The organism is Pseudomonas lyxosi (genome assembly GCF_047758685.1).
Taxonomy (GTDB): domain Bacteria; phylum Pseudomonadota; class Gammaproteobacteria; order Pseudomonadales; family Pseudomonadaceae; genus Aquipseudomonas; species Aquipseudomonas lyxosi.
In genome coordinates, this window is sequence record NZ_CP180481.1 from 4,883,507 (window position 1) to 4,907,496 (window position 23,990).

Genomic DNA, 23,990 nt, shown 5'->3' on the forward strand with positions numbered 1-23,990 from the left:
ACCCTGCATGCACGGTGTATCTGACGGACCGCAGTGCCTGATTTTGCGACTGCTACGCAGCCGGACGCAGCCTTCGGCAGCTGCTACAGGGTTCGGGTTAAAACTGCCAATTGAGGCTGAGCCCTACGCCGTGGCTCTTCTCGCGGCTAGCCAGTTGACCGGTGTAATCGAGGTTCAAGCGGATGTCCCGGCTCAGGGCCAGGCTGGCATGGGCGCCCACCAGGGCCGCATCACGCACCATTGGCGAACTCTCCACGGAAAACGCTGTGCTACCACCGGCAAACGCCAGGTGTTCTTCGGAGTCGGTATTGCTCAGGTTGTGCTGCCAGCCGAGGCTGCCGCTCAGGTCCAGTTTCTGCTGGCCGGACAGGTTCACGGTTTTCAACGCGCGCACGCCCAACGTGCTGAGCACCGCGTCACGCGTGTCGCCACTGCTTTTCAGTGCGGCGGCGTCACCTTTCTCGGTGAAACCTTCTGTGTCGAGGTGCACGTAAGCCAGGTTCGCGAAAGGTTCGAGCGCCAGCGGTTGCAGGTTCAGGCGATATGCCGCTTCACCAAATACTTGGGTGGTTCCGGCATCGACCTTGGCTTTCTGTTTGGCGCTGACGTCGCCGTATTGCAGGTCACGTTTGACGTCGGCGCGATGCCAGCTGTAGGCACCGCCGGCACTCAGACGCCAGGCACCTGACTCGCGGCCGGCATAAGCACCCAGGTGATAGCTGTCGACCTTGGCCGATGAGTGAGTGCCGGAGCCCATGCTCACCGAACTGTCGCTATAACCGGTGACCAGGCCGATCCGGGTTTGCTCATCGAGCGCACCGTCGACACCGGCGAGCAAGCCGCCAATCGACGTGGTGTAACCGGCAGTGTCATGGCGCTCATCAGTTTTGCCCCAAGCGCCCAGCGCCTTGATCCAGCCATTGCTTTGAGTGCCTTGGGCGTCAATCAGTCGCTCGCCGACAGCATCACGCAGGTAGCGGCTGTCGTTGATCAGTACCGAGCCCAGCGCCGGATAGATTTCCCCCGACAACTGCTGAAACGCCTGTTGGGCGGATGTCGCGGTGGGTGACAGCAGCAGGCTTTCGTAAACCGGATTGCCCGCCCCTAGCCCTTCAACGGCGAAGGCTACGGAGCGCTGGTTCGGCGTTTGGCCGACGCTGGCGAAGGTTGTGTCGTTGCGCTCGACACTCAGTTGAATGCCAGTAGCGGCGTAATCGAGGCTGGCGCCGATGAACAGGTAGTTGGGCAGCACCGCCCCGAACTGACCTTGAATGCCGCCGGCCGCTTGCAGGATGTTGTACTGATGACCAAGCAGGCTTTGCACTTGTTGAGTGCTGAGCAAGGTCGGGCTGTTTTCCAGGGACAGGCTGACGGTCGCGCCGCTGACCGTGGCCGTGCCGCCCGCGATGATCCGGTCGCTATCGGTTGGCGATAGCTCCACCGCGTAAGTCGAGCCCGGCGCAAACGTGACGTCGCCGCTGACCTGCAAGGTGCCAATGGAATTGCCGGGCGCAACCGTAGCGCCACGGTTGGCGGTCAATGCGCCGACGCGCCCCGATCCGCCCAGCGTGCCGCCGTCATTGACGGTCACTTGTGATGCAAGCGAACCGTTGACCGACAGCAGACCGCCATTCACCGTAGTCGGCCCGCGATAAGTGCTGTTGCCGGTCAGCATCAGTCGCCCGGCACCGGACTTGATCAAGCTGCCTTCGTAGACCCGAGTGGAGGCTGCGAGATCCCGTGCCATGCCCACCGCATAGTCGGTCTGATCCTGCTGGCTGGCACCGACCGGTACACCGTTTTCCCAACCTTTGGTCTTCAGTGTCTGTTGCCAGGCGCTGTGTTCCGTCGCGTCTTCACTCTGACGCTGAATCAGCGCCTTGTCGGTGATGTTGTTGCTCCAGACATCGCTCTGCCCTGCCCCCAGATTGGCATCGAAACGTCCGAGCAATTGCCCCGGCCCGTGCATCGCCCGTTCGAGGTTGGCGACACCCCAGCCGACGCGGGTATTTGGCGCCTCGGTGATCGAACCGTCGAGTTGGGTGGCGGTGGTCAGCAGGGTTTCCAGCGCCTGCTGGTTGTTCATGTACGGATAGCGCTCCATCACCAGCGCCAGGGCTCCGGTGGCATGCGGCGCGGACATTGAGGTGCCGGACTTGATCGCATAGCCAGCGCCGGGAATGGTGCTGTCGATCTTCGCGCCGGGCGTGGTGATGCACCAATACTTGGCGATCCCGCACTGGTTGTATTTCTGCTGGTTGCCTTGATCCAGCCCCGACACCGCCAGCCAGTGGCCTTCCAGGTCCGGCTCAAAATAGGGCAAGGCTGAACGCACGCTGGCATTGGGGTAACCGCTGTTACCGGCGCTGAACACGTTGATCACGCCGCGTCGGGAAACGTCTGCGGCCTCATCGAGCCAGGTGCCTTTGTTCCAGTGCTGGGCGTAGGCCGCATGCAGATCGTCGAGGGTCCGATAGCTGACATCCGGCGGTTGGCTGCCCCAGCTGTTGTTGATCGCTCGCACACCGGCATCCGCCAACGCGTTATAGACCGCTTTGAAGTAGCGTGGATCAGGGTTGGGGCCGAACAGGAAGCTGTCGTTCTTGTTGGTGTTGCCGACGTAGACCTGCGCGTTGTAGGCCACGCCGTGCATGCCGGTGCCGTCGCGGGAAGCGCCGATAGTGCCGGCGACGTGCGTGCCGTGGGAATCGTTGTTGGCGTTGAGTGTGCCGTCGACATTGAACCGGGAGCCGTCAACGTAACTGCCGCTGGCTGTCACCGCGTGGTAACGGTCGGTGGCGAATTCGGGATGGGCAGCATCGAAGCCTGAATCGAGCTCGCCGATTTTCACGCCTTTGCCAGTGATGCCGGCGGCATAGGCTTGATCGGCTTGCATGCGGGCAAGTCCCCAGTCGCGCTGGAACTCCGCCGAGCGCCAACTGGCGGCATCGCCGGGCACGCCGGTTTCCAGGTAAGCGGCTTGCACCGAGCCGGGCATTGCTGACACCAGGAGTAATAGCGTGCCGACTGACATCGGCTTGATCTGTACATCCATGTTCACTTCTCGCTTTTTTGGCGTTTTTAGAATTCTGGTTGCCCATAACGGGCGGCAACGCATCTCCCTGTAGCAGCTGGCGAAGCCTGCGTTCGACTGCGTAGCAGTCGCCATTCGGTCTATCTGACAAACCACGTTGTCAGGCTTTACGACCGCTTCGCAGTCGAACGCAGGCTTCGCCAGCTGCTACAGATTCAAATCATTGAGTTCTTGGGCCCTGGCCGAACGCCTCGTCAACCTTGGCCAGATCCTGCTCATTCAACGTCCCGGCGTAGTAATGCAACTTGGTCCAGGCCATCAAGTAGTCGTAACGTGCCTGTGCCAAATCCCGGCGGGTGGTAAATAGTTGTTGTTCTGCATTCAATGCATCGAGGTTGACGCGCTCACCGCCAAGGATGCTTTGCTTGGTCGAAACCACCAGCGCTTCGGCAGATGTCAGGGCCTTCTGATAAGCGCGCAGCTTGTTCACACCGGACAGGCAGGCGCTGAACTGCCGACGCAGTTCAATCAACGTCTCCCGGGTCTTGCCGTCCAGCTCGTACTCGGCCTGCTCCATGGTGCGGCTGGCCTGACGGGTCGATGCGGAAACCCCGCCGCCCGCATACAGCGGCACGTTGACTTCGATGCCGATGGTGTTGGTGTCGTAACGCTGGTTGTAGGTGTTGCCGCTTTCCGACTCGTTCTGGCGCACCGAGGCGTAGGCACTGACTTTGGGCAGGTGTCCGGCGCGGTTGCGTTCGACTTCATAACGCGCGACTTCCACGGCATGGCGCTGCGAAGCCAGGTTCGGGTTGTTGGCCACGGCCATCTCGTGCCAGGTGTCGTAATTGGCCGGCTGCAGGGTGAACGTCTGGAAACGCTGATCCAGCGGCGCCAAATCCCCGATGTTGATCGCCGGCACGCCAATCAGCGCGCCCAGCTCTCGTAACGACGCGTCCTGCTCATCACGGGCTTCGATTTCCTCGGCCGTGGCCAGTTCATAGCGGGACTCGGCCTCAAGGATGTCGGTGCGCGTGCCCTCGCCCTGTCGGAACATGTGCTCGTTCTGCTGGAACTGTTGCTCGAAAGCCTTTTTCTTGGCCTGCGCGATGTCGATCTGATCCTGAGCGAACAGCGCCTGGGTGTAATTCTCCAGCACCCGAACCAGCAATTCCTGGCTCTTGCCGCGAAAGGCTTCGTCGGCAAACAGCGATTGCGCCACGCCTTTGCGGTACGACGCGTAAGCCTCGTAGTCGAGCAGCGGTTGTTGCAGGGTCAGGGTCGAGCCGTAACTGCTGTAGTTGCGGTCATCGGTGCGGTTCTGCCCGCGCTCATTGAGCGCGGTGGCCTTGGAGGAGTTGCGCCCCTTGTTGTAGTTGTAACCGATCCTGGGCAACAGCCCGGCGCGGCCAATGACGCGGTTTTCAAGGCCGGCATCGCGTTCCTTGATGGCGCCGAGAAACACCGGATCATTGCGCAATGCTTGTTCGTAGATGTCGAACGGCCCCATCGCCAGCACACTGTTGCAGGTCAGCAACGCCAGGGTCGCTGCGAGCATGGAAAGCTTATTCATACAGCGGAACATCCTTATTCCTCAGTCAACGCGGAACCTGCCCGGTCGAGCAGCGGTTTGAACAAATAGTTGAGGAGTGAACGTTCACCAGTGCGCACGAACATTTCCGCCGGCATGCCAGGCTTGATCACCAGGCCGTTGAGTTTTTCCATGGCCTGATCGCTGACGCTGCTGCGCAGCACGTAATACGGCGCACCGGTTTTCTCGTCGATCATCTGGTCGGCGGAGATCAGGCTGACTTCGCCGGGCACGCGCGGCGTGCGGCTCTGGTTGAACGCCGTGAACAGAATGTCCACCGGCAAGTGCGTGCCGACCTTGTCGACCAGGTTGACCGGCAGGTGCCCTTCCACCTCCAGACTCGTCCCCTGAGGCACGATCTCCAGCAGGGTTTCGCCCTGACGCACCACCGCGCCCACGGTGTGAACTCCGAGGTTGACCGCAATGCCATCGGCCGTGGCGATGATCTCGCTGTGTTGCAGATCGAACCCGGCGGAGGTCAGTTGCTCTTCCAGCGTCACGCTTTTCAATTGCGCATCGGCCAGTTGGGTGCGGACCTCTTTCTGGTATTCCTCAATGTGCTGTTGCAGTTTCAGCCGCGATTCGAGGATGCCCTGCTCCACACGGCCGCTGTCGCCGGTGTTTTCTGCCAATTGTTGCTGAACCTGCGACAGCTGACGCTGGTACTCCATTAACCGATTGCGCGGGATGTAGCCGTTATCCGCCAGGGGCTGCAGGTTGCTCAGCTGTTGTTGCAGAGAGCTGGCCTGGGCAGTCAAGTCCGTGCGGGCGCGGCGCATGCCCGCCAGTTGCGCGCTGGCGCCTTCGATGCTGGCGCGCAAGGCAGCCTGTTCGCGGGAAAACGCTTCTCGGCGGCTGCTGAACAACTGCCGTTGACCTTCCAGCACCAAGGCCAGACGCGGGTCAGGATTGTTGCTCAGTTCAGCGGGGAAACTCACTTGCTTGAGGTTGTCCCGTTCACTCTGCCACCGCGCCAGACTGGCCCAGGCCATGCGGTATTGCGCTTGCAGCGATTGCACGTCAGCGGCGACTTGCGTCTGGTCGAGCTGGAACAATGTCTGGCCCTGCTTCACCACTTGGCCCTCGCGCACCAGAATCTGGCTGACCACGCCACTGCTCATCGATTGCACGGCTTTGCGCTTGCCCGACACCACGACCGTGCCTTGCACGGGAATGCCTTGGTCGAGAGGCGCGAGGCTGGCCCAGATGAAGAAACTGCCGGCGCCGACGATCGCCAGAATCCAGCCCATCCGGGCGAAGAAACGCGCGTCGCGCTCAGGGCGTTCGGCGATGTAGTCGTGTTCCATGGTGGCTTCGCTGAGGTTGCTCATACGCCCGAATTCCTTGTCGAGGGCTGATACTGCCGGCTCATGCTGAGCCCGCCCGGTGCTTGCACGGTTTTCTCCCGCTGCTGCTCCTGATTGGCTGCGAGTGCCTTGAGCACGTCCTGGCTTGCACCGAAGACTTGCAGGCGCCCTTCGTTGAGCACCAGCAACTTGTCGGCCTGGGCCAGTGCCGAGGAGCGATGGGTCACCAGAATCACGCTGGTGCCTTGGGCTTTCATTTGCGCAATGGCGCTGGCCAATGCGGCTTCGCCCACGGTGTCGAGGTTGGAATTGGGTTCATCCAGCACCACCAGACGCGGGTTGCCGTACAGGGCGCGGGCCAGTGCCACGCGCTGCTTCTGGCCCCCGGACAAGCCGCTGCCGTCCTCGCCGAGCACGGTGTCGTAGCCTTGCGGCATGCGCAGGATCAGTTCGTGAACGCCGGCCTGCTGCGCGGCTTCAACGACTTTTTGTGGGTCCGCCTCGCTGAACCGGGCGATGTTTTCGGCGATGCTGCCGCTGAACAGCTCGATGTCCTGTGGCAGATAACCGATGTAGGGACCGAGATCGTCGCGGTTCCAGCGATGAATGTCCGCGCCGTCGAGCCGCACCGTACCGCCCAGCGTCGGCCAGACGCCAACAAGCACTCGGGCCAATGTCGACTTGCCGGAACCGGACGCACCAAGCACGCCCAGCACTTCCCCCGCGCCGAGGCTGAAATTGACCAAATGCAGCGTGGCTGCCCGTTGTCCCGGCGGCGCGGCGCTGACCTGCTCGAACGCGATCTGACCTTTCGGCGCCGGAAGCGCCATGGCCTCGTCACTCGGTGGAAAGGCTTGCAGCAACGAATCAAGACGACGGTAAGCGAGCTTGGCGCCGCTCCACTGCTTCCATACGGCGATCAATTGATCGATGGGGCTCAGGACGCGGCCCATCAGAATGGAGCCGGCGATCATCATCCCGGCCGTCATATCACCCTTGATCACCAGCAAGGCACCAAGGCCCAGCACCAGCGATTGCAGGCACAGGCGCAGGGTTTTGCTCAGAGAGCTGATGACGGCACCGGTGTCGCTGGCCTGGTTCTGCAAGCCGAGGAAACGTGAGTGGACCTGGAACCAACGGGTACGCAATGCCCCGAGCATGCCCATGGCCTGAATGGTTTCGGCGTTGTGCAGGTGACTGGTGGCCAGTTGGCTGGATTTCTGGGAAAACCCTGCGGCTTCGCCCAAGGGCTTTTTGGTCATTGTCTCGTTGAGGCAAGCAAGGCCGATCAACAGCACCGTGCCCACCGTCGCAAACACGCCGAGCCAGACATTGAACAGGTAGATCACGAAGAGATAGACCGGAAACCACGGCGCATCGAAGAAGGCAAACAGCGCAGGACCGGTGACGAATTGGCGAATTTGCGTCAGGTCCCCCAAGGCTTGCCCGGCATTGCCCTCGCCCCGAAACAGGTTGCGCTCGAATGCGGCCTGATAAACCCGCAGGTTGAAGCGGCGCTCCAGTTGGCTGCCGATGCGGATAACGATGAAGCTACGCACGATCTCAAGCAGACCGATGAAGGCAAAGAACCCGACCACCATCAACGACAGCATCGCCAGGGTGGTTTCGTTTTGCGACGACAATACGCGGTCATAGACCTGGAGCATATAAATCGACGGGACCAGCATCAGCACGTTAATTAACGCGGTAAAACAACCGACGCTGATCAGGATGCTCTTGTAGTCGCCCAGCGCTTTGAATAATGGTGCGGTGGCCGGGCTCTTTGCCATCTTCATGGGTTATTCCTGAGGTGTTATTCCTCGCCCTATCTGGCGAAGTTTCCATTAACTGTCCGCGCAGGGGCGGATATAGGCTTTGCGGTAGCGCTTACAAACTAATAACAACTTTTCGTGGGCGACAGCGCTTCCACTAGTTGTGTTGTGCTTATGTCGGCAATGACGAGCGTTATATTCGAATCGTGTTATTGCACCTGGCGCACAAGTGTTATGACCAGATCGGACTTCAATGTGGCTTTATACGATCCGTTGCGTTGGCGGCTGAGAAATAGAATCTTCGAACCTTCTTTGCCGGTGATCGCCAGGCCATCCGGCTCAGGGAACCAGCCAATCGCAGATTCGCCGTCCAGCCAGGCGCTGAGACAATCGGCGCCCTCACCCAGCGTCTGTTTCGGTTGAAAGTCGATGACGCAGACGTTGGACGGTTTGTCCTGCAACGCCTGGGACTCTGGCGAGTCATCTTTAGCGATCAGGGTCGCCTGCCATTTGCCAGCCAGTTCCGAGGGGTCTGCTAATTTCAGGCTGCTCGCCATGGACAAATCTCCAAAAAACATCATGAACGTCGCCAATAGCCACGCGGTTGTTCTGTAGGTGAAGCCGTTATGGATCATAAGGCGCTTTACTCCGATCAAGGTGCAGAGAGCAGCGCGTCTGCGCCGCCCTCCTTTTCACCTCACATTACGCAGCGATGTCGGAGTAAGCCGCCTGGCCCACGGTGCTGACCAGGAAATCAGCCACGCCATGCCCGGAGAAGTCCACCGACAACAGGCTGTTGCCGCCCGAAGAGGTCAACACCGCATCGCCTGCCACACCAGTGAACGAGTTCACAAAATGCAGGCCCGCGCCGTTGGTGATGCCGGTCAGGTCGATCTTGTCCAGGCCGCTGACAAAATCGAGGATCTGGTCGACAGCACCGGGTTTGGAATCGCTGCTGGCCGCAAACACGAAGGTATCCGAACCGGCGCCACCCCACAGTTTGTCCGCGCCGCCCGCGCCGAAGAGGATGTCATTGCCGGCACCGCCCTTCAGTTCGTTGGACACGCTGTTGCCGATCAGCAGGTCGCTGCCCGAACCGCCGATAGCGTTCTCGATGGTGACGCCCTTGGCGATGGACACGTTACCCACCAGGCCGCCAACGTCGGAGAACGAGGCCTCATTGAGGTTGATCTTCTGGTTTTGGGTAAAACCGGAGAAGTCCAGAGTGTCCTTGCCGCCCGCATCCCATACCGAAAACACAACCTTGTCCGACGACGAAGACGCGCTCAGGAAGTCGCGCCCGGCGTTGGAGTTGAAGCCATAGGTGGTGTCACCGGTACGGGTGGTGGTGTTGGCGCCGTAGAGCTTTTGGATGGCCGCGATATCGTCCATCAGCGGACCGGACGAATAGGCTTCGACGCCGCCCTTGCTGAAGTTCTGGCTGGTATTGCTTTCACTCCAGTAGCTCATGACGCTGTAACCGCGGGTGTCTTGCCCGTAGGAAGCGTCGTTGTAGGTCGGAGCGCCCTCGCCGGCGTTGTAGTCGCCAGGGTGGGCCAGGCCCAGGGAGTGACCGATTTCGTGGGTCAGGGTCTGACGGCCGTAGTTGTTCAGGTCCGGTGTCTTGTTGACGTTATAGCCACTGCCCGTCAGATACCACGAAGTACCGTCATAACCAGCGCCGGTGCCCGGCAGATAAGCGAATGCCGCTGCGCCATCCTGGCCACCGCTGTAGTTGCCGAAGGTCATATGAGCGTCGCCGCCCGTGGCCTTGTCGGTGAACGTGACATTGGCCACATCGGCCCAGGATTGCATGGCCAGCACGGCCTGGCCTTTCTGCTGAGCGCTGAACTGGCTGAACCCGGTAATCCCGTGCTTGTTCATGGTGCTCGACGACGCCGAGGTCAGGAACGTGTAGGTGAGTTCGATTTTGCCGCTGCCGTCCTTGTCCTGGTAGGCCGCGCCATCGCGCAGCAATTGGGTCGCTGCCTGGTCGACGGAGAAGGAGGGTTTGCCATTGACCGTAAGGTTACCGCCCCGATCATACTGATGGCTGAAGCTATTGATCTGGTTGAACGCAGAACTGGAAGCAGCCAATGCTTGCAGTGGCTGGAACGCCTGTTCGGCGGAATCAATAGCGTTGTTTTTTACTTTCGACATAAACACACTTCCTTGTTTAGCTATGGAACAGTTTTTGTCTGACAGCGACAATCTCTGGCGAGATCGTCCTATCACTCGCCCAATGAAGGCGAAAGAAAACTGACACAATTCGAAATCAACCGTCTACATTTTTTTTGACGTCAAATTGAGTTGTTCCTGCAAGTACCCGGAAACAATGCCTGCGCTGTCGAAATATTGTTTGTTAGATGGCGGTTTGCGCAAATTGTCTGACGATTTGTTATTTAATTATTAAATATAGGTAAGTTGCTTTTTGTCGATGGGGTCTCACTTTGAGGTGAGTTATTAATATGAGTGCCAGCGTATTGATATCAGTTGGAGATTTGTTTAGTTTTAGATTTTGGCGACTGCTTCGCAGCCGAACGCAGGCTTCGCCAGCTGCTACAGGTTTCGCGTACACCGCAATTCTTGTAGCAGCTGCCGAAGGCTGCGTTCGGCTGCGCAGCAGTCGTCAGATACTCACAACCAACACGCATCCCAAAGTGGGTAGTCATGAACCCGAGTCACCAGTCCCGCACGAATCGGATTAGCCACGACGTACCGGGCAAGCTCCTTCACATCTTCCTCTCGCCGAACCGCACGATCGTGGTAACCCTTCTGCCACAACCGACCTCGCCGCCCTAGCGCCTGATTGACCGCCAAGCTACTCCGGGACTTGATTCGGCACATCAGCTCCGCCAGTGTCTTGTCATGCAGCTGGACCAGGCAGTGCATGTGATCCGGCATCACAACCCACGTCAAAAAATCCGCCCAACCCTCCTCCTGCGCCTGACGTAACTCTTGAACGACCAACCTGCCCAGTCGCCAATCAACAAAAAACGGCTGCCGTTGGTCAACGACAGCCGTTAGCAGATAAATACGTCCAGACTCAGAGAAGCGACCAACGCGTAGCTGACCCGCATTTTCATAAACAGGCATTCCATTGCCTCCTAACCATTGAAGGAGGCCTGGAATCTACAGCGTGTCAGTCAACCCGACGGGCAGCCAATGACTACAAAATATGAAACATCAACTCCCGGTACGAATCTTGTTCCAGACCCGCGTACGAACCCGGTCGACGTTCAGCGGCATCGCCTCCAGCGCAAACAATTTCCCCATCATGTCCGGGCTCGGGTAGACCTTGGTGTCATTCTTGATCGCCGGGTCGATCAGGCTGTCGGCCTGTTCGTTACCGTTGGCGTAGTGCACGTAGTTGCTGATGCTGGCCATCACGTCCGGGCGCAGCAGGTAGTTCATGAAGGCGTAGCCGGCCTTTTCGTCCGGGGCGTCTACCGGCATGGCGACCATGTCGAACCAGATTGCGGCGCCTTCCTTGGGAATCGAATAGCCGATATCGACACCATTCTTGGCTTCTTTCGCGCGGTTTTCGGCTTGCAGAATGTCACCAGAGAAGCCGACGGCCACGCAGATGTCGCCATTGGCCAGGTCGCTGGTGTACTTGGACGAGTGGAAATAGCTGACATACGGGCGGACTTTCATCAGCAGCGCTTCAGCCTTTTTGTAGTCTTCCGGGTTCTTGCTGTGATGCGGCAGGCCCAGGTAGTTCAGTGCCGCCGGCAAGAGTTCGGGGCCGTTGTCGAGGATGGCCACGCCGCACTTCTGCAGCTTTTGCATGTTCTCGGGCTTGAAAATCAGGTCCCAGGAGTCCACTGGCGCGTTTTCGCCCAACACGGCCTTGACCTTGGCGATGTTGTAACCGATACCGGTGCTGCCCCAGAGGTACGGGAAGCCGTGTTCGTTGCCCGGATCGTTGGTTTGCAAGGCCTTGAGCAACGCCGGGTTGAGGTTTTTCCAGTTCGGCAGTTGGCTCTTGTCGAGTTTCTTCAGCGCCACGCCCTGAATCTGCCGCGCCGTGAAGTGGTTGGACGGGAAGACCACGTCGTAGCCGGATTTGCCGGTCATCAATTTGCCGTCGAGGGTTTCATTGCTGTCGAAGACGTCGTAGCTGAACGCGATGCCGGTTTCTTTCTGGAAGTTTTTGGTGGTGTCCGGGGCGATGTATTCCGACCAGTTGTAGATCTTGACGGTCTCGGCCGCGTGGCCGAGGGTCGCGAAGAGCGCAAGTGGAGCCAGAGTCAGTGTCTTTCGGATCATGAGTCGATTCCTGATGGGGTTGTTGTTATTGGCAGGCAATCAGAGGATCAAAAAATCAGAACGTAGGTCTTGCGCACGGTTTCCTGTATATCCCAGATACCGAGGCTGTTGGCTGGCAACATCAGTGCATCGCCGGCTTCTATGTGCAGGGTTTCACCGTCATCCGGGGTAAACGTGCAGCGCCCCTGGATGAAGTGACAGAACTCCTGGGCGACGATCTGACGCCGCCAGCGGCCGGGCGTGCATTCCCAGACGCCGGTTTCGACGCCATCGTCGCGTTCAACGCTGGTGGTCGAGGCCACTGCCACGGGCATGCCCAGTGGGACGGCGACCGGATTCGACTCTTCCAGCTTCAGGATTGCGGTGTTCTTGAATTGCGTGATGCTCATGGGAGTACCTGTCGATTGAGCCTAAAGATGAAGAGCGCGCCGTTTACTGCATGAAACCTTCCATGAAGCCGGCAATGCCAGTGGCCAGTTTGCGACGCCAGGGTGCTGTGGCCGGGTTGGCCAGGGTCTGGTCTTCATGGACGAAGCTGCGGATGATCGCGTTGTAGCCAAGCCAGCGGCAGGGCTCTGGCTCCCAGGCCCTGAGCGCGTCGAGCCCGCCCTGGATGACCCACGGTTGGCGAACCAGCTCGGTGTCGCGCTGCAGAATCAGGTCGGCCAGAGTCCGGCCACCCAGATTGCTGGCACCGACGCCCTCCCCGCCATAGCCACCCGACAAGGCGATGCCACTGGCCTGATCGCACAGCATGTGCGGCTTGAAACGCCGGGACATCCCCAGATTGCCGCCCCAGGCATGGGTAATCCGCACGTTCTTGAGCTGCGGGAAGAGTTCGCCAAACAGATAACGCCGCAGTTCCACTTCGCTGGTGGTCAAGTCGAAGTCATGGCGCAATTTGGCAGCGAACTGATAACCGCCCCGCGCGCCGAACACCAACCGGTTGTCAGCCGTGCGCTGACCGTAAGTGACCTGGCGACTGTTTTCGCTGAAGGCCTGGCCGCGACTCAGGCCGATTTCATTCCACGTGCCAGCGGATAGCGGCTCGGTGGCTACGATCAAGCTTTGCACCGGCAGCTGATAACGTCCCAACGGTGGCAAGGTGACCGAGTAACCTTCGACGGCCGGCACGATCCAACGGCTGCGAACCGAGGCTTTCGCCGTACGCAGCCCCCCCGATTGCCATTGGGTGACCGGGCTGTTCTCGTAAATCCCGACCCCCATTTTCTCCACCGTCCGAGCCAGACCTCGCACCAACTTTGCCGGGTGAATGGTCGCGACGTGCGGTGCATAGATACCGCCATAAGGTTTGGCGACTCTGATCTGTTGCGCCAACTGCTCGGGGCTGAGCCAGCGGTAATCGCTTTCGGTCAATCCCTGGCTATAGAGCGTGTCGAGATAGTGCCGAAGGCTGGCTTCCTGTTCCGGATAGCGGGCAGCGCAATACAGCGCCCCGCCTTTGCGGTAATCGCAGTCGATGTCTTCACGTTCAAGGACAATCCCGACTTCATCCGGAATGCCGTGCAGCAAATCGAGAGAAGCCCGGCGCTGTTCGGGCGGCAAGTCGGCAAGCAAGCGGTCTTCGCCCAGCACATTGCCCATCAACCAGCCGCCGTTACGCCCCGAAGCTCCAAAACCGGCGGTTTGCGCTTCAACGATGGCAATGCTCAGGTCGGGCACCAGGCGCTTGAGGTAGTACGCGGTCCAGAGCCCGGTGTACCCCGCGCCAATGATGGCGACGTCGACGTCCAGATCCTGTTCCAGCGCCGGGCGCGCGAGTAACGGCTCGTCGAGTTGATCCATCCACAAACTGATAGTGCGCCACGCCGACATGCAAGACTCCGCCACTCAAACTTCGATGGCGTCGATCCTAGTGCGTGGGCTTAGAGGCTGTCTTGCGCGCGTGCACGCAAAGAAATTTGTTTTACGTAGGCCTTGGGCGACTGGCCGGTGTGCTGACGGAAGCAGCTATAAAACGCCGACAGCGAATTGAACCCGGCGGCAAACGCCAGTTCGTCGATACGCAGTGGCGGCGTGGCGTTATCCAGTGCCGTGAGCAAATGCTGCAGGCGTGCCTGGTTGACGTATCGATAGAAGCTCTGGCCAAGCACCTGATTCAGCAGGTAGGAAATCTGATTGCGGCTGTACCCGCACTCCTTCGCGACCCGTTGCAGGTCGAGTTCGGGATCAAGATAAGGTTGTTGGCGCTGAAAATACTGCTGCAAGTCTTCAGCCATGAAACTCAGCTGACGTGCGGACAGCCCGAGTCGACTGGCCGCCGGGCGTTGGCTGCTGGCGGCTTTGCTGACGGGCTGTTCATGCACCAGCGAGGCGTATTCGTTGACCCGCCAGATCAATCCGTCACGGACGGTAATCGCCTCGCTGGCCCGGAATGACACCAGGCCTTCACCGCCGCGAAGGGTTATACGGTATTGAATGAACGCCGTGTTGCCGTCCAGACGAATACGGTCCGAGTGCTCCAGGGCTTCATCAGGGTCGCGGGGCATGCTGCTGCGCACGTACTCACGTAATTCGGACAGCCCCATCACACGGTTCTGGAAAAAATCGCTGTACTGAATCTCCGGGTGATAGAGCGCCATCACCCCGTCCAGGTCCCGGTGTTTCCAGCGCAAGTGATAACGCATCACCGTGTCGCCCGTGGCCTGGGTTTGCAGCGGACCATCATCATCGGCGTGCATAAAGGACTCGGCGAGAAAAAGCCGAGCTTGCCGAAATTCCGTCTCGGCTTCAATGACCAACCAGTGGTGGCCAACTGCCGAACACTGACCGCTCCCGTGACCTGCATCAAAAAAAACTGAACCAATCGCTAAACGGCCTGAAAAATCCACATTGTTTTCACATTTGGCTGCTACTTTTAAAAGCAGTCACCGGTTGAGCCATTGAAGGCTCTTCCCTCCTAACATGAGCTAAAGGAAGCGCTCGATGAAGAAGGCGGGCTACATATGAATAAAGGGTTCAGTAAAGTCACCTTTCCAAACGCCTGCCAGCTGATGCGCTGGCATTTTCATCCCATGGGTTTCGAGGCGAGCATGGATGCGCCGGGCAGCATGATTGCCCGTCTATTTGACCGTGCCAGTGGCGAGACCATGATCGCCATCGCCGGCATTCCTTGCGCGACGGTAATGAATGCTGCGGATGTAGAACGAATTATCGAAGCGGTGGAAGACGAGCTTGAGGCTTTCATTCCACCCGCTGCCTTCAGGAGCTATGCCTGAAGGCTGAACACTCAACAACAAGCCCACGTTAAGTGGGCTTTTTTGTGCGCGACGATCTTTTAAGATTCACGCCGATGTCTTGCCCTGTCGGTGATCGGCAAAGAACGCCTTGCCCTTGCCGATCCGATCGGAAGCTTTAGGCAGGTTGGCCGCCTGGGTATCTTGCCCATCGACATACCAATAGCAATGACTCACCGCCCGAGTGATGCCGACATAAGCCAGTCGCAAGATCTCGTCTTTCTGTGCGCTGTCGTACGCTTCGCTGTCGCCAGCCTTGCCCAGACCGGCCATGCGATAGACCTGGTTCTTGTACGGAGAACTGGTCAGGTGCTGACAATCACCCAGCAGGAACACCGCGTCAGCCTGAAGTCCCTTGGCGCTGTGATACGTCAGTTGCTTGAGCCTTCGCGCTTCGTACGGCAAGCTAGAATCCACATTAACTACAGACTGAATATGTTCTTCTATCAATAACTTATCGCTGATTTTTCGATAAAGCATCAAGATTGAATCGCCTTTTCTGTAGTGCTCCATCAGGCGCTTGGCCATGCCTTGATCGTCGCGATCGAGAACGTTAACCGGCAGCAACTCCTTCGGCTCGCCGCTGGCTTTGGCCTTCTTGCCAGCGATCGCCGGCGCTGCACGAACGATGTGCTCGGCAGCATCGATGATGTGCTGATGGCTGCGATAGTTGTCGCTCAGCATCACCTTGGTCGTGCTCGGTGAAGGGAATTCCTTATTGAATTCCATGAAGTACGTCGGCGAACTGCCCCGCCAGCCATAAATGGACTGCCAGTCATCGCCGACACAGAGCAAGGACGAACGTTGTGCACCGCGCCCCACGTGCATTGCCGGGCCGCGACTGCGGATTTCCGTCAGGCTCGCGCGGATCCAGGAAACGATCTGCGGTGATACGTCCTGAAATTCATCGATCATCAAGTGGGACATCGGCCTGAGCAGCTCATCGCTCAGCAGCTTCAGGTTTTCCGGCGAATGTTCGCTGAACAAGGCAAACATCCGGTTGTAGGTCATCACCGGTGGCTTCTGATCGAGCAGATGATCTTCCAGCGCTCGCCAGTACAGGCTCAAGGCCTCGAAGAAAAACCGGTCCGGGTCGTCCTTGGCAAAACTCATCTGGCCCACGGCATTGGGTACATCCAGGCCGAGGTTCTCGATAAATCCGGCGGCAGCGACAAAACAGTCCAGTAACGGCGCAGAGCTGAGCTCGCCCTTGACCTTGTAATCGAAGCCCGGCCCGGCACTGGCATCGCCTCCAAGGGACGCCAACACACGCTTTGATGACTCGTAACTATCAAGCCATATCAATGGCTTACGACAGAAAGCTTGAAACAGGGTGCGTTTGACCGCCCATTCCGCGCGCACGCTCAATTTAGCATTGGGGCGGCTGACCTGCGGGTTTTCCCGGGGATCGAACCCCAGCACCACCCAAGCGTCCAGGCTAGGAATATAGCCATGACAATGAAACGTTGAGCCGTTGATGTCGAACGTCTGGCGCTTCGGCTCGATGCCTTTGATAGGCCAGGCACCCGCGCGAAACCACAAATCTTCGATAGCGTCGCAGAGTTCTTCATCACGCTTGGCGGCCAGTTCGGTCACGGCCATGCGCTTTTGCACGTCCGGGTGATCGCGCTCCAGCTCCTTGAGTTGCAGCGCGTGACGGGACAATGGCTTGATCAATTCGCGAAAGCGCTCATTGCGAGTGTGCAGGCTGTGATAACAAGCGTTGAGTTGCTGGCGCTGTGCGTCGTTGATGCGCAGGTCGAAAGGATTGCTGTCGACCTCCTCATCGCCGCTTTGCGCACGGTGACTGAGGTTTTCGAAGGCTTGCAGCCGCTCGAACCCCGGCAGGCTGCGAACCATCGGCAGGATTCGCGAATGGAAGGTGCGCACCAGATCACGCGCCTCTTTGAAACTGAGCGACCGACCCCAAAGTGCAAACAGCTCGATCAGTTTGTTGATGAAGTCTTTGCGCGACTCACGGGTAAAGGTCACCACCGTCATCGAACTCAGCTCGAACCCCAGATAATGGGTCAGCAGCAAAATTCGCAACACCAACGTGGTCGACTTGCCCGCACCGGCGCCGGCAATCACCGAGGTCGAGGGCGTGTCGCTGAAGATCATTTTCCACTGCGCGGCGCTGGGCTGGGCGTGCGGTGGCAGCAGTCGAGCGACATCCGTCTTCATGCGCTTCTTCAACTCGGCGCTCAACGGCAGACGCCAATCGTCGAACAGATTCTCGTCAACGTTGGGCGGCCGGTGTTCGGTCGAACGCGAGTCGCGGATCAGCAATACCTGCCGGCCTTCCTCCAACCCTTCAAGTTTGCCTTCCTTATAACCGTAATCCACCCCGGCACTGTGCCCACTGCGAAAGCCGTCGGCCTGGCCGTGCAGCCAGGATGCCCGATGTTGTGCGCGCAGACGCGTCAGGCCATGACCAAAGAACCGGGCGGCCAGACGCTTGAGCAGCGGCATCTCGGCCAGGGGACGAAGTTCAGGAGGAAGATCGGGGGTGTGTTGCGGCACGCGGGCTGACTCCAGGGTGTGAGGCTGTTGAGGGCTATGGTGTCTGCATTTGCCGTTCAGTTCTAGTGAAATGCTTACAGGTCATTGGCTTATGCGATGAAGTGAAGGTTGGGTGAGAATCTTTCGAGGTTATTTGATATCAAATTATTCGATTGTATTGAGGCATTTTTTACGCTTTTTATCGATCAGTGCCTGATAGATGATGCTCGCCATCAACCACCGGTTCGCGTTTCGTGGCTCAGGCGCTCTGCCCCATGACGAACCTTTTCAGGAGACGATCATGCTTGAACTCAGACCCTTCAAATCCCTGGGCGGCGCCCACCATGGCTGGTTGGATGCTCATCACCACTTTTCGTTCGCCGAATACCATGACCCAAAACGCATGAACTGGGGCAACCTGCGGGTGTGGAACGACGATGTGATTGCCTCTGGCACCGGTTTCCCGAAACACCCGCACCGGGACATGGAAATCATCACTTATGTCCGTGAAGGCGCAATCACTCACGAAGACAACCTGGGCAACAAGGGTCGTACCGAAGCGGGCGACGTTCAGGTCATGAGCGCCGGCACCGGGATCGCCCACAGTGAATACAACCTGGAAGCGACCGAGACCAGGATATTCCAGATCTGGATCATCCCGAACGAAACCGGTTTGGCACCGTCCTGGGGCGCCAAGCCCTTCCCCAAAGGCCAGCGCGAAGGTTTCGTGACACTGGCAAGCGGCAAGGCCGGCGACGATCAAAGCCTGCGGATTCGAGCCGACGCCCGATTGGTGGCCGCGAACCTGAAGGCCGGTGAATCCGCCGAGTATCGCCTGGACAATGGCCGTCGTGCCTATCTGGTTCCGGCTACCGGCATCATTGAAGTCAATGGCTTGCGTGCACAAGCTCGAGACGGTATTGCGGTTGCCGATGAGCAGGTGTTGCGGGTGACCGCCATCGAAGACAGTGAAATCGTCCTGGTGGACCTGGCTTGATCGGGTAAACGCGGGACAAAAAAAGGGGCGACCATCATGGTCGCCCCTTTTCACATTCTGGATTACTTCGCAGAGATCGCGCCGTCCACCAGTGTTTGCGCTTCTGCCACCAATTGCTTGAGGTGTTCGTCACTGACGAAGCTTTCAGCGTAGATTTTGTAGATGTCTTCAGTGCCCGACGGACGCGCCGCGAACCAGCCGTTCTCGGTCATGACTTTCAGACCACCGATCGCCTGGTCGTTACCCGGTGCGTGACTGAGGATGCTCTGGATCGCTTCGCCCGCCAGTTGGGTCGAGGTGACCTGATCCGGCGACAACTTGCTCAGCAGGGCCTTCTGCTCAGGATTGGCCTTGGCATCGACGCGCACCGAGAACGGCTCGCCCAGTTCATCGGTCAAGGCACGATAGGCCTGACTTGGGTCGCGGCCGGTGCGGGCGGTCATTTCTGCGGCCAGCAGTGCCGGGATCAAGCCGTCCTTGTCGGTGCACCAGACGCTGCCATCCTTGCGCAGGAACGAAGCACCGGCACTTTCTTCGCCGCCAAAGCCCAGAGAGCCGTCGAACAGGCCGTCAGCAAACCACTTGAAGCCGACCGGCACTTCGTACAGGCGACGCCCCAGACGTTTTGCCACGCGATCGATCAAGCCGCTGCTGACCACGGTTTTACCCACGGCCGCATCGGCGCGCCATTGCGGACGGTTCTGGAACAGATAGTCGATCGTTACGGCTAGGTAGTTGTTCGGCGCGAGCAAACCACCGGACGGGGTCACGATGCCATGACGGTCGTGATCCGGGTCGCACGCGAATGCTACGTCGAAACGCTCTTTCAGACCGATAAGGCCCTGCATGGCGTGAGTGGAAGATGGGTCCATGCGGATCTGACCATCCCAGTCGACCGTCATGAAGCGGAAGGTCGGATCGACCTGTTTGTTGACCACTTCCAGATCCAGACGGTAATGCTCGGCAATCGCCGACCAGTAGCGCACCCCTGCTCCGCCCAGCGGATCGACACCCAGACGCAGCTTGGCATCACGGATGGCGTCGAAGTCGATCACGTTGATCAGGTCGGCGACGTAGGTATTGAGGTAATCGTGACGATGGGTCGTGCTGGCCTTCAGCGCCTGCTCGTAGCTGATGCGCTTGACGCCGGCGAGCTTGTTGCTCAGCAGTTCGTTGGCCTTGGCTTCGATCCACTTGGTGATGTGGGTATCGGCCGGGCCACCGTTGGTAGGGTTGTATTTGTAGCCACCGCTTTGCGGCGGATTGTGGGACGGCGTGATGACGATGCCGTCCGCCAGGCCCGACGTACGCCCGCGGTTGTAGCAAAGAATGGCGTGGGAAATGGCCGGTGTCGGGGTGTATTCGTCACCTTCGGCGATCATTACCGTCACGCCGTTGGCGGCCAGCACTTCAAGGGCGCTGGCGCCGGCCGGGGTGGACAGCGCGTGGGTGTCGATGCCGACGAACAGCGGGCCGTCGATGCCTTGGGCTTCGCGGTACAGGCAGATTGCCTGGCTGATCGCCAGGACGTGCCATTCGTTGAAACTCAAGTCGAACGAGCTGCCTCGGTGCCCGGACGTGCCAAAAGCGACGCGCTGGGTCGAGATGGCGGCATCGGGCTGGCCGGTGTAATAGGCCGTTACCAGTCGCGGGATGTCGACCAACAGTTCTACCGGTGCCGGTTTGCCCGCAAAAGGACTGAGTGTCATGCAAAACCTCTGAAGTCGAGTGGTTCAGGAATAGGAACGCAGTTTACTGGCAGTTTGACCGCAACGCGATGGGATCGATCCATGAGTGTCACGCAGGGTGTGTGGCCCGTTCAATCGATCGACTCCAGACGCAAGGCGTCCCCTAACAAGCCCAATACCGCGGCAAGGTCGTGATCACCGCCGAAGGTGTGACTCAGACGCAAGTGTTGCGCGTGCAAGCCCTGGAGACTGAACAGCTCTCCCGGTGCGATCACCACCTGGTGCTTGAGCAGGCGCTGGAACACCCGACGTACATCGACCTGGCGCAGCGAACGAACCCAGATCGTTGCTCCACCCTGAGGCTCGACGAAGTGCAAGGCATCGCCCAGACGCTCCTGCAACAGCTGCGTCATCTGCACCTTGCGGTCCTTGAGCATCCGCCGTAATACCTGAAGGTGCTGATCGACACGTCCGTTGCCGTACAAACGCGCGATGGCTTTCTGGCGAATCGGTGACAAGCGGAACGACCGCAGTAGAAAGTGCCGTTGCAGCTCGGCACTGAAATGCCGCGACAGCAGATAGCCGTATGGTGCTTCGTGCCCGATGATTTTTTCGAAGGTGGAAAACACGATCAGCCGATCGGGGTCCAGCAATTCGCGAAACCGCTGGCCGTCCGGTTCGAATCCGAGTTCGCCGTAGCAGTCGTTTTCCAACACCCAACTGCCATGTCGCTCCAGCAACTGCGCGACGACTTGTCGGTTGTCGTCGGGTGCCAGGCTGCCTCGCGGCATGTTCAGCCCGGATGAAACCATCACCAGCCGCACCGGCTCGGTCTCCAGCAGCTCCTTGAGCCATTCGACGTCCAGGCCACCGCTGGATTGCACCGCCAGCTCGATCACTCGCACCTGCGCAGCCTGGAGCAACCGCAGAATCGCCCAGTCGCACGGCGACTCGACCAACACCGTAGCGTCCTTGAGATTCAACACAGCGATCAGTATTTCCAGCACGCCACGCAGGTCGGCACCAATATAGACATCGTCGGCATGCCAGCAGCGCAGCGGCGAGGTGGTGTAGCGCGCTGCCAGGGCAATGCGCAACTCCAGCTCGCCGCAAGGTTGCGATGTCGGTTGCGGCTGACGCGGATACTGGCGCAGCAGTTCTCGTTCCAGCAGTAACAACGGACTGTCGAGGGGCTGCAACAACGCCGGTTCGTCGGCGCTCAAGACCAGCATTCCGGGACGTCTGGCGTTGACATAAACGGTTTCGAGCAGGTCGTTGCCACTGCTGAGCGTGCTGATGGAGGACACCGGTAACGCGTAATAGCCGGACTTGGCCACCGAATAAACGCGTCCTTCCTTCTCCAGCAGCGAATAAGCGTACTGAATGGTCGAGATCGACACGCTCAGACGCTCCGCCAACTGTCGCAACGAAGGCAGACGGACTCGCGTGTCACTGACCGGCTCGTTGATCAGGTTAGTCAGATATCGGTACACCGCCTGATACGCGAAGTCAGTTTCTCGTGGCCCTTTCATGGGCGAGGGCCGAATGCCATGTGAACGTCATCACGCATCGTCAAGAAATCTGTCAAGCCACGCACTTTCAGCGCCCCGCTGACCATTCATCCGCCATAGTCGTGTCGTCGTCATAGTCGGCTGCTGCTTGCACACCCGCGCCGTCGATTTCCAGCGCGCCTGCCATACCCTCATCCGCAGACACCGGGCCCATGCGGTAAAGCTTGCCGATCAAGCTTATAGGCAACCCGCTGACGTCGGTCATCCATTGCAGAACCTGCTCCGGCACCGGGTTGCCCTGCATTGCCCGGTGCAAATCAGGCATCGCCACGAGCATGCCGGGGTGGCACTGGCGCAGAAAACGCTCAAGCGCCGCGCCATTCTCGACGAAAGGTGAAAAGAGCAGGCACACCAGTTGAGCCTCGCTCAGACCAAGGTTTTTTTGAGCCTCGGCCGCTGCCAGCACGCGCTGCTCGGCCAACGTCGCCGGATTGCCGAACGCCTCTACCGCTTGCTCGCACAACCGTTCCGCCAGTTGTTTGCGCCGCATCATCACCAATGCCCGTTGCAGGTATTCGGCGACACCCGTCTCGTAGCCGCGGTCGTGCATGAAGCACGATTGCAAACCCCGCATGTGTGCGGAGATAGAAAGGCTGACGTACTCGTTGTCGCTGAGCTGAGCCGCCAGTTCGTCAGGTTGAAAACCGAGAAACTCTGTGAGCAGCGGCCAACGCTCTTCCAGGTTGCTGACCAGCATGTCGTGAATGTCGATGTACGTGGTGCGACGACAGGCCTCAAATCGTTCGGCCGGACGCCACGCAACCTGGCCATGCTCAGCATAAAAAGCGCGGTAGCAGTCGCTACCCAGTTCATCGAGCAGCGCGAAAAGCGCCTCGTAGCCGGTTTCGTGGTGATTCGAGGTCTTGAGCCCGGCCTTGGCGGCAGCACGTTTCAACCCGTCGAGAAACTGCTTCTGCTGACGAGGTGAGTCACTGCTGATCAATGCATCGACACCGCTGTCCCAACGAGCTATTTGCCCATAGAACTCGCCGGTGGCCAGATACCCGTCGTCCCACAGATCAAGCGGCCCGTTCCAGGCGCGACAATGGCCCACCATCAAAAGATTGAGCCGATTCGACTCACGACCGCCTTCGGAAATCGTCGTCAGGTGGTTGAACGGCAAGACTTCCCGGTTATCAACCATCAACACTTCGACCCGAGGATCGTCGTAGAGGAACAAGGCGCTGTAGCTGCGATGGATGTTTTCCAGGGCCGTCGGGCTTGCGCCGTTCAAGCGCAAGGATGCCACTCGCAACTGGAATGTCGCAGGTGCCCGGCCGGCGATACTCAGCTGTGCAGCGCGCAGCAGCGCCAGGGTGTAACAACTGTCGCGGGACCCGGACTGAATCGCCAGTACCTTGTAATCGCCAATACGCTCCATGCCCCCGGCGGCCACCACCAGTCTCTGAATCATCAGCTGCAATGCCGTGCGTTCGGCGCGCGAGAAGAAACTCAGCAATCGCTGCAGCACTTGCTGATAGACATAGTTCATCGCTTGGTCATGGATATTGGTCATCTTTATTTACCTGATGCTTGTAAGTTCGATATCGCGCCAACAACGACACGCATTGCGCAATGGGTTGCTTGCCACGATTGAAGTACTGGGCGTTATTGCCAAATGCTAGCACTTAAGCTTTTAGTAATTATTTGAAATAACTAGAAGTCTCCCCTGCTCCCGCCAGAGACAGGTGGCCGCGAACCCCTGTAGGTCCGGCCTCTTGCGGTTGCGAGCGACATCCTAGGAAATGTCCGACAGCGTCCCACAGACAATTAGCACAAGAAATAGAGAAAGAAGTCACCCATGTTTTTTTGGCAACTGCGCAACGACGAACTATTGGTCGGATATGTATTAACAGTGTGTATTGAAAAGTATCAAGCTGATACCCAGCCATGACTCATTCCTTGAGATGAAAGTAATCATTCAATTATCAAGGCTTATATGATGATTAGAAGATACAGATCGAGAGCAAAAACCAGTTCAGTTGCTGAACTGGCCCAT

17 protein-coding genes are annotated in these 23,990 nt (G+C 58.8%); 2 read left to right on the forward strand and 15 right to left on the reverse strand.

Going from position 1 to position 23,990, the window contains the following annotated elements:
- Positions 1 to 97: 97 nt before the first annotated feature.
- The 11 genes from ACMXYI_RS22390 to ACMXYI_RS22440 form a co-directional block, all read right to left on the reverse strand.
- Positions 98 to 3,055: an autotransporter domain-containing protein gene (locus tag ACMXYI_RS22390; RefSeq protein WP_415769121.1), complete on the reverse strand. Its 2,958-nt coding sequence runs from the start codon at positions 3,053 to 3,055 to the stop codon at positions 98 to 100.
- Positions 3,056 to 3,254: 199 nt separating this feature from the next.
- The gene (locus tag ACMXYI_RS22395) at positions 3,255 to 4,619 is read right to left on the reverse strand and encodes a TolC family outer membrane protein (protein ID WP_415769122.1); all 1,365 of its coding nucleotides are present in this window, start codon (positions 4,617 to 4,619) and stop codon (positions 3,255 to 3,257) included.
- Between the two features lie 2 nt (positions 4,620 to 4,621).
- A complete protein-coding gene (locus ACMXYI_RS22400; RefSeq protein WP_415769123.1) occupies positions 4,622 to 5,956 on the reverse strand; it encodes an HlyD family type I secretion periplasmic adaptor subunit in 1,335 nt (444 codons plus the stop codon).
- The gene (locus ACMXYI_RS22405; protein ID WP_415769124.1) at positions 5,953 to 7,728 is read right to left on the reverse strand and encodes a type I secretion system permease/ATPase; all 1,776 of its coding nucleotides are present in this window, start codon (positions 7,726 to 7,728) and stop codon (positions 5,953 to 5,955) included. Before ACMXYI_RS22405 ends, ACMXYI_RS22400 begins: the two co-directional genes overlap by 4 nt.
- A 185-nt stretch (positions 7,729 to 7,913) precedes the next feature.
- Positions 7,914 to 8,339, reverse strand: a complete 426-nt coding sequence (locus ACMXYI_RS22410; protein ID WP_415769125.1) for an AprI/Inh family metalloprotease inhibitor — start codon at positions 8,337 to 8,339, stop codon at positions 7,914 to 7,916.
- A 67-nt stretch (positions 8,340 to 8,406) separates the two neighbouring features.
- The gene (locus ACMXYI_RS22415) at positions 8,407 to 9,864 is read right to left on the reverse strand and encodes a serralysin family metalloprotease (RefSeq protein ID WP_415769126.1); all 1,458 of its coding nucleotides are present in this window, start codon (positions 9,862 to 9,864) and stop codon (positions 8,407 to 8,409) included.
- A gap of 477 nt (positions 9,865 to 10,341) precedes the next feature.
- Complete coding sequence (locus tag ACMXYI_RS22420; RefSeq protein WP_415769127.1) at positions 10,342 to 10,800, reverse strand: REP-associated tyrosine transposase; 459 nt, start codon at positions 10,798 to 10,800, stop codon at positions 10,342 to 10,344.
- A 90-nt stretch (positions 10,801 to 10,890) separates the two neighbouring features.
- Positions 10,891 to 11,976, reverse strand: coding sequence for a polyamine ABC transporter substrate-binding protein (locus tag ACMXYI_RS22425; protein WP_415769128.1), 1,086 nt, complete (start codon positions 11,974 to 11,976; stop codon positions 10,891 to 10,893).
- Positions 11,977 to 12,023: 47 nt separating this feature from the next.
- Entirely contained in the window at positions 12,024 to 12,365 is a 342-nt protein-coding gene (locus ACMXYI_RS22430; protein WP_415769129.1) for a cupin domain-containing protein, read from the reverse strand.
- A gap of 43 nt (positions 12,366 to 12,408) precedes the next feature.
- Positions 12,409 to 13,812 (reverse strand): NAD(P)/FAD-dependent oxidoreductase, encoded by a 1,404-nt coding sequence (locus ACMXYI_RS22435; RefSeq protein WP_415769130.1) that lies wholly within the window; start codon positions 13,810 to 13,812, stop codon positions 12,409 to 12,411.
- Between the two features lie 50 nt (positions 13,813 to 13,862).
- Complete coding sequence (locus tag ACMXYI_RS22440; RefSeq protein WP_415769131.1) at positions 13,863 to 14,678, reverse strand: helix-turn-helix domain-containing protein; 816 nt, start codon at positions 14,676 to 14,678, stop codon at positions 13,863 to 13,865.
- 264 nt (positions 14,679 to 14,942) lie between these two features.
- Between ACMXYI_RS22440 and ACMXYI_RS22445 the strand changes: the two genes are divergently transcribed.
- Positions 14,943 to 15,215 carry a DUF1652 domain-containing protein gene (locus ACMXYI_RS22445; RefSeq protein ID WP_415769132.1) on the forward strand — a complete coding sequence of 91 codons (273 nt, stop codon included), beginning with the start codon at positions 14,943 to 14,945 and terminating at the stop codon, positions 15,213 to 15,215.
- Between the two features lie 66 nt (positions 15,216 to 15,281).
- On the opposite strand, the gene ACMXYI_RS22450 is transcribed toward ACMXYI_RS22445, so the two are convergent.
- The gene (locus tag ACMXYI_RS22450; RefSeq protein ID WP_415769133.1) at positions 15,282 to 17,756 is read right to left on the reverse strand and encodes a UvrD-helicase domain-containing protein; all 2,475 of its coding nucleotides are present in this window, start codon (positions 17,754 to 17,756) and stop codon (positions 15,282 to 15,284) included.
- A 280-nt stretch (positions 17,757 to 18,036) separates the two neighbouring features.
- On the opposite strand from ACMXYI_RS22450, the gene ACMXYI_RS22455 reads away from it, so the two are divergent.
- The gene (locus ACMXYI_RS22455; RefSeq protein WP_415769134.1) at positions 18,037 to 18,732 is read left to right on the forward strand and encodes a pirin family protein; all 696 of its coding nucleotides are present in this window, start codon (positions 18,037 to 18,039) and stop codon (positions 18,730 to 18,732) included.
- A 62-nt stretch (positions 18,733 to 18,794) separates the two neighbouring features.
- Here ACMXYI_RS22455 and pgm read toward each other — a convergent pair whose 3' ends face one another.
- The 3 genes from pgm to ACMXYI_RS22470 all read right to left on the reverse strand — a co-directional run bounded on the left by pgm (position 18,795) and on the right by ACMXYI_RS22470 (position 23,507).
- Positions 18,795 to 20,441 carry a phosphoglucomutase (alpha-D-glucose-1,6-bisphosphate-dependent) gene (pgm, locus tag ACMXYI_RS22460; protein WP_008156361.1) on the reverse strand — a complete coding sequence of 549 codons (1,647 nt, stop codon included), beginning with the start codon at positions 20,439 to 20,441 and terminating at the stop codon, positions 18,795 to 18,797.
- 110 nt (positions 20,442 to 20,551) lie between these two features.
- The gene (locus tag ACMXYI_RS22465; protein WP_415769135.1) at positions 20,552 to 21,952 is read right to left on the reverse strand and encodes a PLP-dependent aminotransferase family protein; all 1,401 of its coding nucleotides are present in this window, start codon (positions 21,950 to 21,952) and stop codon (positions 20,552 to 20,554) included.
- 67 nt (positions 21,953 to 22,019) lie between these two features.
- On the reverse strand, positions 22,020 to 23,507 hold the full coding sequence (locus tag ACMXYI_RS22470; RefSeq protein WP_415769136.1) for a hypothetical protein: 1,488 nt from the start codon (positions 23,505 to 23,507) through the stop codon (positions 22,020 to 22,022).
- Positions 23,508 to 23,990: the final 483 nt, after the last annotated feature.